Origin of the sequence: Proteus sp. STS61-E (assembly GCF_040932335.1) — a bacterium.
GTDB lineage: Bacteria > Pseudomonadota > Gammaproteobacteria > Enterobacterales > Enterobacteriaceae > Proteus > Proteus mirabilis_B.
In genome coordinates this window covers 269,311-284,994 of the sequence record NZ_JBFQGE010000004.1, presented here as the reverse complement: position 1 = coordinate 284,994, position 15,684 = coordinate 269,311, and the positions used below count along the sequence as shown (strand labels likewise).

The 15,684-nt window shown below is 35.3% G+C and carries 11 protein-coding genes; all 11 read right to left on the bottom strand.

The genetic code is table 11. The features are described from left to right. Positions 1-34: 34 nt before the first annotated feature. Genes tssE through AB4J89_RS11575 form a run of 11 tightly spaced genes read right to left on the bottom strand, consistent with a single transcriptional unit; the run spans position 35 to position 15,660 of the window. Positions 35-463, bottom strand: coding sequence for a type VI secretion system baseplate subunit TssE (gene tssE, locus AB4J89_RS11625; protein ID WP_088494841.1), 429 nt, complete (start codon positions 461-463; stop codon positions 35-37). A 2-nt stretch (positions 464-465) separates the two neighbouring features. Beyond that, a complete protein-coding gene (gene tssJ, locus AB4J89_RS11620; protein WP_311755759.1) occupies positions 466-1,029 on the bottom strand; it encodes a type VI secretion system lipoprotein TssJ in 564 nt (187 codons plus the stop codon). Further along, positions 1,004-2,098, bottom strand: coding sequence for a type VI secretion system baseplate subunit TssG (tssG, locus tag AB4J89_RS11615; protein WP_368469309.1), 1,095 nt, complete (start codon positions 2,096-2,098; stop codon positions 1,004-1,006). The genes tssJ and tssG overlap by 26 nt, the downstream gene beginning before the upstream one ends. Then, entirely contained in the window at positions 2,062-3,825 is a 1,764-nt protein-coding gene (gene tssF, locus AB4J89_RS11610) for a type VI secretion system baseplate subunit TssF (RefSeq protein ID WP_368469307.1), read from the bottom strand. The genes tssG and tssF overlap by 37 nt, the downstream gene beginning before the upstream one ends. A gap of 32 nt (positions 3,826-3,857) precedes the next feature. Next, positions 3,858-5,480, bottom strand: a complete 1,623-nt coding sequence (gene tssA, locus AB4J89_RS11605) for a type VI secretion system protein TssA (RefSeq protein ID WP_368469305.1) — start codon at positions 5,478-5,480, stop codon at positions 3,858-3,860. Positions 5,481-5,525: 45 nt separating this feature from the next. Beyond that, complete coding sequence (locus tag AB4J89_RS11600) at positions 5,526-8,849, bottom strand: ImcF-related family protein (protein ID WP_368469303.1); 3,324 nt, start codon at positions 8,847-8,849, stop codon at positions 5,526-5,528. Beyond that, positions 8,849-10,246 carry a hypothetical protein gene (locus AB4J89_RS11595; RefSeq protein WP_102949472.1) on the bottom strand — a complete coding sequence of 466 codons (1,398 nt, stop codon included), beginning with the start codon at positions 10,244-10,246 and terminating at the stop codon, positions 8,849-8,851. The genes AB4J89_RS11600 and AB4J89_RS11595 overlap by 1 nt, the downstream gene beginning before the upstream one ends. After that, positions 10,247-10,501, bottom strand: a complete 255-nt coding sequence (locus tag AB4J89_RS11590; RefSeq protein WP_075674106.1) for a PAAR domain-containing protein — start codon at positions 10,499-10,501, stop codon at positions 10,247-10,249. Between the two features lie 22 nt (positions 10,502-10,523). Next, positions 10,524-12,674 carry a hypothetical protein gene (locus tag AB4J89_RS11585; protein ID WP_102949473.1) on the bottom strand — a complete coding sequence of 717 codons (2,151 nt, stop codon included), beginning with the start codon at positions 12,672-12,674 and terminating at the stop codon, positions 10,524-10,526. Positions 12,675-12,685: 11 nt separating this feature from the next. Further along, positions 12,686-13,423 (bottom strand): hypothetical protein, encoded by a 738-nt coding sequence (locus AB4J89_RS11580; RefSeq protein WP_088494851.1) that lies wholly within the window; start codon positions 13,421-13,423, stop codon positions 12,686-12,688. 53 nt (positions 13,424-13,476) lie between these two features. Beyond that, entirely contained in the window at positions 13,477-15,660 is a 2,184-nt protein-coding gene (locus tag AB4J89_RS11575) for a hypothetical protein (protein ID WP_368469301.1), read from the bottom strand. Between the last annotated feature and the right edge of the window lie 24 nt (positions 15,661-15,684).

The window sequence follows — 15,684 nt, the reverse complement described above, 5'->3', positions numbered from 1 at the left end:
AAGAAAAAATGAGAATAAATAGAAAGAAATAACATCATGATAAATAAAATTGTTTTTTTAAATGATGGAGAAATATTCTTCCATCAGGTGAAAACTCAGTACCATAACGTATAAGCCCTCTTTCATGTAATTCAATATCTAAAGAATAACACAATTTTCCAAATTCATTTTCAGGTAATATACCTAGTGTTACTGATTTTATTCTAGGTTCATATTTTAGTAATGTTGTTGATAATATAGACATTACCTTATGTGAGCTTCCAGGTAGCCCTTGAATTATTTTGCTCATATCAGGTAAACCATAATCAGGCAGATGTTTTAATGTTCCTGCTCGTGAATTTAATATTCGACGAATATTATCCATAACAGAAAGAATAACCTGATCTTCTTCTGATATAGAATCAACAGGTAACCCACCTGAAAAATAACCCGTTAGCATTTCATAAAGAGATGGTTGTGGCATCGTTATTTTTTATCCAAAGGTTGTAATGTAAGTGTATTTTCAGCAAGTTCAATTTTACGTGCTTTATCAGGATCGAGTTCATTTTTAGGAATAACAATTCGCCAGTTATTTTTAGCTTCGTCAGGTGTGTGAAACATCGTGGCAATAGCGACAAATTCGGTTTCTTTCTCCATTGGCATATCTAAAGAAATAGATTCACCTGGTCGAATGCGTAAATCTTTTTGTGCTAATAAAGAGGATTTTAAAACATCGTTATTTTGATTAAATAGTGAGAGGTAATCACTATCATTAAAAGTATCTGCTGATTTTAGTTGGAATACTCGAACAATAACGGAAAGTGATGAACCATTATCATCGGTATTAAGTGCTTCTCTTGCAGTAAAATCTAAATGCAATATTTTGATTTGTTTATAAAGAATAGACTTAGTTAAAGAGACAGTACCATCACTGATGGTTTGAGTTAAACCGCAACCCGCAATTGCAAATATTGCTATAAATAACAGTGCTAATCGGTGGGCACGAGAAAAAAATGTTTGTGATTTAAAATTGATAATTGCCATATTCATCACTTTTATAATGTTGAGTGCGAGGGGGTAGATATTGGTAAAAGCCAAGTCCAATGGTGATAAAAGATGCGGTTAGTGTTTCAATTTGGTTGTGAGGTCGCATGACGGCGGTTCTACCTAATTGCACACCTTGGTTTTTAGAGGTGCTCAATGTTGCATCAGGTAATAAGTTTCGAGGTAATGTTAAACGGAGCCGCGCATTAACTCTTGAGCCTAAATAAACACGAAGCAGTGCCATAAAGTCTTGATAAATACTGCCATCAGGTAACCAGCCTTTTGCTTCTTCCTTATTTTCAGTATGTAGTTTTATTAATACTTGGCTATTTACATCAATAGCATAGCGACCTAAAACAGGTTTATTTTCTAATGTTATCGGTTGTAAGCACGACATGATTGTGGGGGCATCTAGTGTAATTCTTCGAGGATCATGAGGCGCAATGCTGACTTTCGTCGATGGTGCTAATAATTTTACTAATGCGCTAATGCCTTCGGCTGTACGTGTTGGTAAACGCAAGATCCCTAACAGTGCTAAAAATCGAGATAGGGGGGATTGCACATGATTTGCACAGCCCGGAATACCTAAACCAATTAAGCCATAAAGATATTGTGATGTTTTATCTGATCCGCCTTCCCCAAAGGTGGCGGGATAAGAGTATTTGCGCCAGATCCGATAAAACTGAGTCGTCAGGCGATGGTTAAAGATATCTAAAAAATCAGTGAGTGAATCCGTACCATCTCGGTATTGTGCAATATCGTCAAGGTAAGATGTTGGAAGTGGTGATGTGATACCATAAAGCCCCAAAAAGGTAGTATGTAAGCTTGGTATTGTGCTTTTTCGGTATTTATCTAGAGGATCAGTTCCTTTGAGCTCTGTCGCAGGAAAGCCCATACCACGATGTGGTCGAAAGCGAATAGGATCGGTTTTTGGATCATGAGAACTTCCTAATTCAGGTAATTCGGGGCTGGTTTTTTCAAGTAATTGACAAAAACGATAGAAATTCACATAAGGTAATTTTTTGCCTAATGCCTGAATTAACGAGGTAGCTGTGGGTTGCGGCTTTCTTTCCATTGAATTCGTTTTCCTGTTGGTAAGATAATCAGTGTTAATTGATTAAAAAGATGAACATCGGCATAAAGTGCAAAAAAGCGGTTAAGCATTTCGCCAAATAAATGAATATCACCTTCACCATTAAAACCATTGCTATCAATCGTGACTTCGATATCAATACCTCGTTGCAAAAAACCTTTTTCAAAGCGTTCAATTAAATGATGTTCAACATGAATAATGGCGTCGAGTTTTCGGTGGTTCATATCATCATCTCGCCAATCATAAAGTGCGAGAGTGCCTCGTAGTACTTCAGCATTATCCATCATGTTAAGAAAGCTTGAACCTAAATGACTCAACACTCGCCAGTGGAAACGATCTTCAGAAGGAGGATAAAGAGGAAGTGTTGGCTTACATAAATTACATACAGTGAGTGGGATTTGTAAGGTTTGTTCTGTTCTATCAAGTAAGGTACTTTGCAGTGCTTTGCGCGGTAATTGCCCATTAGTACCCGTGAGTTGCAATGAAAGGGTTTCTGTCTGAGTTGCTAAATCAATCTCTTGTTTTTCTCCTCCTAATATAAGCCAAGTATCATGAAGCCCCGTAACACCACGCTTTACTCTGGTATGATAATAACGTTCAGGTGCATTATGTCGTAACATGCCTCCACGATGGCGAAAGCTGGTAAATGGTACATAAATCGCTTCATTTGTACGTTGAGAGCCATGTACGCTATCAACACTATAGATTTCAGTGTGTCCATCTTGAACACGACGCGGTCGTAATAAATATTCGCTTTCTAATCCATTAACAGTGAGTGGATCAGCTTCTATATTGAAAAGGTTAATAACCGGTACGCAATGTAAACGGATATTTTCTTCATTTAATGTAAGAGAGTTATCCCATAATGTATTGAGAACAAGATCTAATTCAAACTCAGATGTTTCTTCAGGAAAATGAATATCATCTAATCCATTAAGTGAAACAAACATAAACTTTTCACGGAAAGAAAAGTATTCAAGTAATAATTGATAACCACTAAATGTGGTATCTCCTTTAGGCCAAAGAGTGTCTGTATCATGAAATCCTCCCGGTGAAAAATAGAGAGGGATTGCTATTCTATCTTTTGATTGAGGAAGTTTTAGATAAGTTTTTGCAACTTGTTTAGTTAATGCCAAATGCAGTGCATTGGTTGTCGGAATATCGCCAGATAAATAAAATGAGAGTTTATGAAGGCTAATTTCAGACCAATTAATCATTTCACTGCATTTAAATCTCAGTCGAATAATTGAACGACCATCTGGCTCAGTCGTTAAATTTACAGCGACAATTTTTATTGGATTGAGCGTTAAATCTTGAGTTGTTCGATAATGACAAATCGTTTTTTTAGGACCAATAGGGCGAGAAAGAACCTCAAATTGAGCAGGGATCTTATCTGCTATTTTCATTTTTTGAATATCTGGAGCCAATTCAACAATTGATAGTGAAGGGATTGTTTGTAAATAGTGAGGCCATAATAAGCTGACAAGACCTTCTGTTAATTCAGGCAAATCATCATCAATTTTTTGTCTTAATTGCCCCATTGAGAAAGCAAAGCCTTCAAATAAGCGCTCAACAAAAGGATCGGGCGTACCTGCTTTATCTAAATCGAGCATCGCAGCTCTATCGGGGTGTGCTTGTGCAAACTCTTTTGCAGCTTCTCTAAGATAGCGCATTTCTGCATCAAAATAGCGAAGGGTTAAATCATCCATTAATTTGATACCTTGATTTGTCGAGTAAAAGATTAAGAATATAAAATCGCAGAGCGAACGGGATCGATAGCAGTTAATTCACTGAGTAACAGTTCCATTTGTTGTTCTATATGGGATTTATCTGAGGTGTTACGTTGGATTTTTGCTCGGTAAAGATGAAGTTGCCGTGCTTTCACTTCAAAAATATAGTTAGGCTCCCATTGTGTTAATGACATTGAAAGCGCTTTTTTATCGAGTTCTCGTAATAAGTTTAATGCCAGATCGTGACGAGCAAATTGTTCTGCTACTCGCGCCATAACGAGGTTTAATAACCATTTTTGTCTTGAAGTGCTGATATCAGGACGGTGTTGTAGCCATTTTAATGCAACCTCTATACCTTCATTATCCGCTTGTGTGATAGCTTCAGTTTCTAATGCCAATATCGGTTCATCTTCAGATTGATGAGAGTAACTATTTGATAACCCTTGCATGGCATCAAAGTTTTCTTCCATAACATGTTGTTTGATCCAACTTAATGTTACTTCGTCGGCAAAGGGCGTACCGTCTTCCCATGATAAGTTCTCTAAATCAGGAAGGCGGATAAGGAACTGTTTTAAATCGTTTTTTATAATGTCAGACCATGCATTCCAAGGAGCAGGTGATTTACTGAGTGCTTGATAAAGATACCACTGTACATCCAACCAAAAATGGTTAACACCTTCTGCAAAAAGCTTATCAGCTTGTTCTGCAAGTTCCCCCCAACTTTGTTGTAAATAAAGGCGTTTAAGTTGTGCTCTGGCATCCGTTCTTGGGGGAGAAAGGCGAGTACAACCTTGCTGATCTTGTGGGGGAAGTTGATGAAGCGTATCCCATCTCACTACTTTCATTAATCTATGCCCAGCTAACCAGCCGTTAGGTTGATTGCGTAAGTAGTTAGCAAGCATTTTAGATTGATCTAATAATTCACGACCTGATTGTATTGTTTCTATTGGCGTGCTTTGTGATAAAGAAGAGGGCGTTGAAGACGAGTTATAAGCGGATTCATTTCTGCTGATATTTTGTGGTACTAATGAACTTGTGCCACCAGACTGAGCAAGGCGTTTTTCGAGTGCTTGATGTAATCCTGCAAGCTGCGGTCTTTCAGCTTCATTCCATGTTTCAAGTTCAGTTTCAATGGTGGCTAATAAGGCGATAATACGAGAAAACTGATGACGATCGACTTCAGGATAAAGCGATAAGCTATCTAAAACACGTTGTCCTGATAACCACTCTAAAGCAGATTTTCTACTCGTGGCTCGGCTAGGTAATAGCGTGTCGTGATAGCGAATAAGCAACCCACTTAAAAGCCCTAAAGAATCGGCAAGCCCGTGTTCACCTTCTTTGTGTAAGCGTGCCCAAATATAATAAGTCACCACGCGCACATCTTTGCAGGAATTGAGCAGTAATTTTTCAGCAAGTAAACAAATCAGTTCAGTATCTGCGCCAGAAAGTTTATTGACTTCTTCTTTCATTCGCTCAAAGTCATCTTCATAACTGGGATCATCACCCACAGGTTGATTAGGGGTAATCGGTAATAACCAACGATCCCATAAAGCGATTTGTTGTTGAGCAAGTTGTTGCATTTTGTTTGTATCATCAGCAAAGCATGATGAAATTAAGGTATCCAATAAGGACATAGTGAGCATATTTCCTTTTGAGATAATAGAGAATGTGATTTTTATTTAATCTAAAAAAATCTTTTCTGGTAAAACAAAATTGCGCAATTGCAAGAGTGCGATTGGACCCTCGCCCATTTCTGTTCTTAAGGTATAGTTTAGGGATTGCCCGTTTAAGGTTTTCCAATTGACAGAGTAACTACTGGTGCTGCCGGCATAAGGGGCAATTTGGGCATCTTCCAATAAACGAATGATGCCCCAGACGCCACGATAATCACCATAAATACGTGTCCCTGTATTGGTGGTGATCCAACTGAGTGATGCGCCAGAGGCAACGGTATCAGCTGGCCAAACAAAGCGTTGCCATTGAGGTTGTTGGTTATCATAGATAAGAGATTGTTTATCTATCATTAAGTGGGTTTGCATAATGTCAGGTGATGTACCTGGACGTAACTCAAAATAAAGACGCGCTTCACCATTCGCAAAAACGACATCACCGAGATAGCTTAGTTTATCTAAGGCTTTTAAGAACTCAGGGTTAAAGGTTAAGCCTTGTGCATTCGTGGTATCGGGTACCCAGTGCGTACCTTCTTTATGTAAAACACCGTTAAGGTGAGTTTCAAGGAAGCGCTGAATACGACCATTATCAGGGCGTAGATATTGCGCCATTAAAGGTAATGAGATTTCACTTTGCGTATTTTTGAGTGGATAGCGACCACCAAATGCCATATTCCAGTCATTAACAACGGCATTTCGCCATTGAGTGTTGATACCTTGTGAAGTGGGCGCTAATAACTGTTGCCATGCTTGAGACATGGGCTGCACAAGCAATGTCTCACCAAAGCTATTCCATTCTTGCCCAAAGCTTGCCGCGATTAAGCTACCGTAATCTTGCGTTTCTGATAAGTCGACCGTTTTTCCTTCAAAAACACTTCGAGCCAATGCTTGAGACATGGCTTGTGGATCAGGGGCATTAACAACTTGTTGAAGTTTTAAGCGAACTCGAGTTACGCGAGTGAGATAGGCTTGTAGGCTCAACACATCATTGTTTTGCGCTGAAGATTGAGGATCGGTAAATGCCAATATTGGCGCAAAAACAGGCTCTAGAGGGCCTGTAAATTCCGCTTTTTGACTAATAACAGGCTGTTGTTCTTTGTTTAATAAATCTTTGGCTGAGTTAACAAAAGAGTCTGCTAGTTTTTCTTGTTGGCGCCCTGTTTTACCTTGATAAGAAAGCGTATTCATTAAGGCAATAATGGGGGATTGTCTGACATCGCTCATTAAGGTGAGCTGATCAATGGTATCTGAAAGACTTTGTGTTTCTCGCCACTGTAAGCCATTGAGAAAGCTTAACCAACTGCCTGAAAAATCATTAAAATAGCGTTCTGTCAGGTTTTGCTGAAGTTTTTCAGGTGAGATATCAATATCGGTCTCTTTTTGTGTGTCACTTAACACCCAATCTATTTCTTCTCGTCTCTCGTGAACGGCTTTTTTAATCGCGGGCTCAATCGATTCTTCCCATGCTTTACGCGTAAAAATACCGGGTACCGTATCTGCTGAACTTAATAAGAAACTGACATCGGTATCACCGGTCATATCATCTAACGTCATATCCGCAAAGTTATGCTGCGCTTGTTGTAAGATTTTTTGGTAAAGCGCAGATTCGCCATTACGTTGACCAATTTGGCGAATAAGAATAGTTCGGCTTCCGGCAACTAAAGTTCGATTAGGCTTGATTGTCCATTCATTGTGATAAGGCAATTGAGAGGCATAGAAGGTTAATAATTCAGTGCCTAATGTTTGCCATTCCCCTTCTTTTAATCCGTTATATTCGGGCCAAATACGTAATGCACTTTCAGTGAAGAATGTAGGATCAATACGGGAAGGATCACCCATCATCAAATAGGCTTTTAAGGCTTGATAAGCGGATTGAGCACCTTCAGTTCGTTCTGCACTTTCTGGTGGGAACTGCATAAATGCGTGAAGATAATTTTCAAGATGTTGTTGTGTTGAATCGCGTAATAACGGCAACATGGATTGGCTATAAACAGGCCATAAATGACTAAGCAATGCGTTATTACTGCTTAACCCAAAGCGTAGCCAAAATGGAACAGAGGTTTTTTCTCGATGGCTTAATAAACCTAAGGTTTGTTGTAAGCCATATTGTGCCTGTAAGCGGGCAAATTCAGATTGATGATTGTCTGTTGCTAACTGCGCTTGTTGTTGGCTTTGGGTAATTAATTGGCGATTCATAAAGTAAGAAACTACCATGCCAACGCCCCACAGCGTCATGGCGGTTGCAACGGTATATTGCAAAATACGTTTGGAATTTAAACCTACAGGTGAGGCTTTTAACTGATAGGGTAATTGTGAATTTACTGCCATTAGTGCTTTCCAATGGGGATTGGATGTCCATTGATTATTTTGTGATAAAGTTGCAGACACGTTATTGTCAACAGGTGTACTAAAGAGCACACCAGCGAACGGCAACGAGCGATAACCCGATAAAAGCGGTGCCAAAGTATTGGCGAGTTTTTCACATCCTTCATGTTGAAGAAAACGCGCTAATGCTAATAGGTAAGTTTGTGTTTGGTTATGCAAGACAGCTTGTGTGCCTTGTTCCATTAATGCCGGTAAAAGCGTTTTTAAGTCATTAGAAAGCGTTTCAGATGTCGCTTTTAAAGGTGCTGAATAAAGGATTGTGGGTGCTTCATTTGTTGTTATTTCACCGTTATTACTGATATTCCAAAGCCAAATGGGGGCTTGCCAGCGTAGTTGACGAAATAGCTGGTGGAAATAACGGCTAGCTGTGTCTGTATTGGTCGGATTTAAGTGATTAAATAAGGAATGACCAAGCGGTTGTTGCGATAAGTTATTTTCTGACACCCAAATAACCGCATCGAGCGGACGACGTCGGCGCAGTTGTTTTAAATCTTGAATTAAATTTTCATCAATACTTTGATGGATATCACCACCATAGATAAGTAACGTCCCATTGTTTTCTTGCCAGATATCCGCTGTTAGATTTGGAGCCAGTTTTTCGATAGAAGTAGAGGTGCCGATGAGGAGTTGGATTGATAATTTTGACTTGTAAGTAAATGAGTAATTTTCTTTTATATATTTATTCCAATCATTTACTCTGTCATTCTTTTTATTTATCTTATCTTTTTTATCATTATCTTCAATATCCATAGTTATATTAGGTTTAAAGTAACGAGAAAGGAAAAAAAGCACTATTAAGGAGAAAATAACTGAACCAATCATTAAGTACGATTGAGTTGCTGTTATGGATGTTTTATTGAAAATAATAAATAAGAACACAATTGTAGCCAATGAAATTATTGAAATAATGACAAAGAGTGAAATATAGCGTGTTATTTTTGATTTCATTATAAATTCCATTTTTTGTTAAGCGTTTTTAAAAAATGAATTTTCCAGTAAAAAATAATATAAATTTTTTTAATTACACTAATTATTATGATAGTAAAAAGAAAGGAGGTTGACGTAATTATTATTCTTTCACTGTTAAATTCAGCTTGGTCAATTATGTTATTAAAAATGACAGAAGTAAGAGCAAAAAAACCAACCAGAAGCGTACCTAGTGGAAATGATGGTTTTGGTATGTTCAAGTAATGATTGTCAATGTGTGATTTTTGAACTCCTATTGTTTGGCAGTAATAGTTTTTATCTAATTTATAAAATAAAAACTGACTAGTATCTTTAAAATTTGATAAGTAAATAAGAGCTAATAAATGATATATAGATAATTCTTTATAATTATCTATATTTTCATTAAAAAAGTAACCTTGAGTATAGGTTTCTAAGGATAACTGATAACTGTTTTCGCTTCTTAAATTTGACATGATGTTATTTGAATTTTCTTTTTCAATATCAATAAAATTAACTTGTTTTATATTTTTATTCTGTTGCTGTTGAATTATTGATATTGTTTTAATGTTTTCATCTATATTTTCTATTTTAAATGGCATTGGTTGAAAAAGTTTTAAAAATTCTTTTTCTTTACTAGAGGAAAGTATAATTAAACTTGAAAACTCATTTTTTTCATTAGTATTTAATGCATAGTAATTTATTGAGAAAATAAGTGTGATTGATTTTTTATTTTTAATTGCATTAAATTGATTGTTATAGTTTGGTTTGGCTTGAAAGATGATTTCATAATTACTTAGATAGCCATTTAGAAAAGATTTTATTTTATCTTTTATGAAGTCACTCTGTTCAAATAAACTATTTATTATAACAAAATACTTTTCTTTTTTACTGATTTTTATATCTTTAATGCTATTTATTAAGAGTTTTACAATATAAAAAAATCTTTCTTCACCAACAATATCTTCTCTTTCTAAATGTATTAATTTACTGCTTGGTTCTGCTTTTTCAAATGAACTTTCGTTATTGAAGTCAGAAATGGTTGTTAAGTTGTGAGATATTATATTCGAATAGATTAAATATAATTTATCTTGTTTGGATTTGATCCATTTAGTCAATAAATCTGCTTGCCAAAAGCACCAGTAAATATATAGTGTTTTTTTTATCTCCCAAAATAAGACATAGATAGACACTAAAAATAATGTAAAAAGGAAAATAATTGAAGATAATATAAAACCATCGTTACTCGTTATATAGCTTTTAAAATCAATTTTTAACGAAAATTTTAAAATTAAAAAATAAACTGCATTTATAAATATTATAAAGCTGCTTAAAGTTAATAATGGGAATGGTTTATTTTCCCAAGGTGGCGGATTGTGAGGAGGTATCCAATTTTTCATTTATATTTCCATATCATTACAACTTGAATAAACAATAGCTCCACATTGTGTTTTACAACCATCAAACACAATTCCTTTACCATTCTCATTATAATGTGAACTACTTTCAATGATTTGATTATCCCCATGTAGAGGACATGAGACAATATCATAAAGAAGCGTAGCTTTTTTCCCATTAATAATAAGAGTAGAGCTCGATGATATTACGTGTCCTCCATGAGAGGTTGGATCACCTAATCGAATGATATTTTTCATTTTATTTTCTCTAAATAAATTATTAAATTTTTGATAAATCGGGATTGGATATTTCTTCTGGTATATCAGGAAGATCTAATTTTCCGGTTTTCACATATTCATCACCACCATTACTCAACCAGTCTGCTTGGCGACGTAATTCAGCCATCATTTCAGGATTATTAGCTTGAGAACAATGCCCAATAGGTAAATCGAAGGCTAAGATTCGATGTAGTAAATGAACATTTAGAGGTAAAGTACCGTGATCATTAGGGCGGCAAATATAATCTCTTATACGTATTCTCATTTCATCCATGGTTTCATATCTTTTTGATACATTTTTCTCATTGGGTGTAGCTAGAGGGTCTTTCCTTAATTTATTTTTTTCTTTATCGGTTAATTCAACTAAGATCCGATTCTCATAAGAGTATAAATATTTTAGATAATAATATTCTCTAGTAACAGGTTCATATTGGTTATTTTTATATATAACACCTCCAAATTTTTTAGGAGGCTCATCACTATCTAAAAAACCAACATCGAAATTTTTTTGCTCATAATCCTTTATAGGAGTAGGAACTTCGGGTGCATTAATATTTAGAAACATATTTTTTTCAGGTTCAGGCCATACAAAACTATCTATTATGGCTGTTTTATTATCCCAAAATGGATAGCCATCTCTAAACCTTCCATTTTTATCTGTAAATACAGTAAAAGTACCATTTTGAGGATCGGGTTTTTCTCCGCAAGGTGTATTACGCGCTAACATGCGAACAAATAGAGTTTTACAAGAGGAGAATATAGGATGTGGCTGTGTTTGACCATGTTGTGTAATATTAGGAATAGCACTCCAACCAATTGAGCCTAATGGAGATGAACCCATGACTCTATCATGAGGATTACAATAAATATAAGTATTTCCATGGTTATCTCGTTCTTGAACTGTGCCACTATTCTCTATTTTTATACTATTAATTTTTTTTGATGGTGTTTCTACGTTTATTTTTCTACTTATCTCTGTATTAAAAGGAGTCCAATTTTTTTTCTGTTCAGTTAACCCAACAATTAAATTATTTTTATTATTTTTGAGTTTGTTTTTATTTTCTGCAATTTTATCAATGATCTTTTTTAACGTTGCTATTCTTGTATCCCTATCAATATTTTCACTTAAAGGATAGGAAAACGTATTTAATGTTTTATCTTCTATGGCATAAGGTGAGTTTAATACAAATAGTGCATCTGGAGCTTCAATTGCGCAAGCAGCTAGTGCAATCATAGTACCTTGGCTATGAGAAACTACAGTGACGGTGTCATCTTTATTGTTCTTTCTTATTTGCGCTATTAATTTGGCTAGCCGCCCTGCTGCATGAGCAAAATATTGTCGAGATGGTGAAGACGTAAGTAAAGTATCTGTTTCAGGGTTAAATGCTTGAACATTAACTGGTATAGGAAATGGAGCAGGAAAAGGAATTGTTGCCCATAGCTTAGGCCAGCTACTAAAGCCATATTCACTCCATAAGCTTTTAAGGTGATTACAACCATTTTGGAATGGGCCACCTTCCCATAAAAATGGACCTTTATCTTTTAATTTTTCATAAATAAATATTTTACGTTTTTTAAATGAGAGTGATTGATATTCTTCAGCAATACGATATTTTTCTTTATCTTCTAATGTCCATTTATTTTGATCGGTAGAGCTATATTCTGGATTAACTATTGCGTTTTTTAATTGATGGTAACTTTCGCCCGCTATATTTTTTAAAGGTATTTTATAGTCATCCAATTTATTATCATCTGAACGATACCCCCAATGAAAACGTATAATAGGGGAGTTTCCTAATTCAATTAACTCTCTTATAGGTTTTTTATAGATATAATGGCTATCATCAAGGTTATTTTCATCTAATATAAAAGTGGGTTGATAATACTTATTAGCTGTTAGTTTATAAGGTGTATTGGTTAAGTTTAATCTTTCATTTAATCCATTACATATATTTTCTTCCGCAGTGGAATACCATTCTCCTTCTGAATGAACACCATGAACAAGAATAATTATCCCAGGTAAATTAGGTTTTACATGTATTTCTCCACCGATATTTGTTGCATTTGTACAAGATTGCCAATAGTAAGAACCATCAAGACACATTTTCTCTTTTAACCAACGAGTAGTCTCTTTATTATCACCATTATTCATAAAAGTTTCCTTTATTTTGAAATAGGATAAATAGCTGGGTCACTACAATCAAAACGAGTTTGCTCAGAAGGTGTTTTTAAAGTAATGGATGGTGTTTCCTTATCGCCTACATCATCATGAATATAATTAGAGTCGGAAGGATCAAAATAGAATTTACGCCACCAAGGGGAATCAAGTTCATCATTTTGTTGTCTGTAAGAAGACTTACCTAAATAGAAGCCATCTGATGTGACAATAATATCAAAATTAGCAGAGTAATATTCAGGATCATAAGTCGTAATACCAAAGCCGGCATTTGTAGGAGCAAATTTTTTTCCTCCATTTAATGTGACTAAAATAACATTGATGCATCCATATTTTGTTCCCACGCATTGACTATATCGGCTACTCAGTACGGAAGGAAAAGCGAAAGCATCATCTCTATCAGTTGACCAAATTAATCGGCCTTTATAGCGGCAAGCTGACGAATCCAGAATTTTTTGATGAATACCTTTTTGTGTATTGTTGTAGTAAGTCATTCCTCCTCGTTTCTGGTTATATTGTTCTAGTGTAAAAAAACGATGTTCATCAATACGATAAATAATACTGGGTGGTGCCAGATTTTTAGCTTCTTCAATAATTGAATGTAGATGAACTAAATCATCTTCTAGCATTTTTATAGTGGCTTTTTCTTTTAATGACAAACAGCCAGAAAGTAAGGTGGTGCTAATAATAAAAATAAAAGGTAATTTAAATAAATTAATTAACATGGTTTATCCTTATTAATTATTAGCTTATTTCAGGTTTTTAATTTAAGTGGAAATTATTTTTTATTTAAAGGGTTTTTTATAATATCGGGCATCTCGAAAGGAGTTAATTCTCCACTTACCATATAATCATCTAAACCACTCTGCCAATCAGCAAACTTTCTTAATTTATTCATTTTTTCTGTAGATTTACCTGTTTCGCAATAACCAATCGGTAAATCATAAGCGACAACACGCGTTAAAAACTTTTCATCTTTAGGTAATGAACTATGGTCAGTGCCTCGTTGTATATAAGTACGAAACCGGTCACGACTCTCTTTCAGTGTTTCGAACCGATGAGTATCATTTTTTTCACCTGCATGAAGATTAGGATCATCGCCACGTGCTTTTTTCTCTTCATCAGTTAAAGATACTTGGATCCGATCATAATCATAAAAATCAATTAAATAATAATAGTCAGCATCAATAGGTCTATTTTCAATAGGATCAACTTGACCAAACCCATAGCCATATAATCCTTTATTTTCGCTTGCAGTTTTAAAATCAGTAATACCATTTGTATAAGTTTCATCAAATTCTAGCATTTCATTGCTTTGGATGGGGTTAGGCACTTCGGGACCATTAATATAAATTTTGGTATTCTTATCGGGTTTGGGCCATGCCAAATAATGCTTGGGCTCAGTATTATTTTCCCAAAAAGAAGTTCCATCACAATATCGGCTTTTGTGATCACAAAAAATAGTACTTTTATTGGCATCTGTCGGTGAATTTGGAGGGCCTCCGCAAGGCATATTTCTACCTAATATACGGACATATAATGTACATTCTTCTTGGCTCGTAAAAAATGGTGAGAAAGAATATTGTTTTGTTTCGCAATTAAATATATTGGGAATACCATTCCAGCCAATACTACGAAGGGGACCCGCTCCCATCACACGATCATGAGGATTACAATAAATATAGGTTCTTCCATGGTTATCTCTTTCTTGAATAAAATTATTTTCAGTTAATTTAACTGAGCAGTCTTGTGAGGCCGCATTGTTATCATTTACTTTTCGAATTTTATCTTTAGGTGACCAACTTTTTCCCTCCTCATTTAGCCCCACAACAAGGCCTTTATACCCACAGGGATGATTTTTAAGCTTATCTTTATTTTCAGCCACCTTATTAATAATGGCCTGAAGGGTAGCTTCTCGTTGTTCAGCATTAATTTGTTCACTAAGAGGATAAGAGACAGCATTTAATTTGTAATCATGTAAAGCATAAGGAGAATTTAACACAAAAAGTGCATCTGGTGCTTCAATGGCAGCAGCGGCTAAGGCAATCATGGTGCCTTGGCTATGGGAAATCACACTGATAGTATCGTGAGAATTATACTCTCGGATCATCGCGATCAATTTCGACAGTCTTTCCACGGCATGAGCATAGTAATTGCGTGGAGGACTGTCTGTTAATAATCTATCTGATTCAGGATTAAACCATTGCAAATCAATAAAAGCAGCTACACTTCCAGAGAAACCGCATTCGCTCCATAAACTGAATAATTGATTAGTCCCATTTTGAAAAGGACCACCATTCCAATAGAAAGGACCATATCTTTGAGATAATTTTTGAGAAATAAATAAACTTTTTTCTTTAGCGCTAGTTAGTGGAAAGTATGGGTCATAACGATCTGTTTTGGGTACAGATAAGATGGAGTATTCTTGATAACTTGCTTTAATAAAATCCTCTTCTTCTGAATTTTTATCATCATCTGGTTTTGTTATAATATTTTTTTTTAATCGAAGGTGACTATCCCCTTTTTTATTTTTTAATGGAATATTATATTTCCCTACTTCATTATCATTAGCGCGGTATCCCCAATAAAAACGAATAATAGGGGAGTTATTTAATGTCTCAATTTCATGAGAGTTATGTTCAATATTATAGCGACTATTTTCAATGTTTTTTTCATCAACAATAAATTTATTTTCATAATACGCATTAGGCACTAGTTTAAATTTTTCAGGGAGATTCAATCGTTTATTGAGCCCTTCACATAAATAATTTTCTGCATCTTCATACCATTCTCCTTCTGAATTAACCCCATGAACAAAAATAATAATACCGGGCAAATGAGGTTTAACATGAATTTCTCCACCGATATCAGAAGCATGAGTGCTTGATTTCCATTCTTGGGTACCATCAAGGCATTCTTTGGGTTTTAACCACCGGGTCGTTTTTGTATTATCTTGGTTCATCACGTTTATCTTTTAAATAGAATA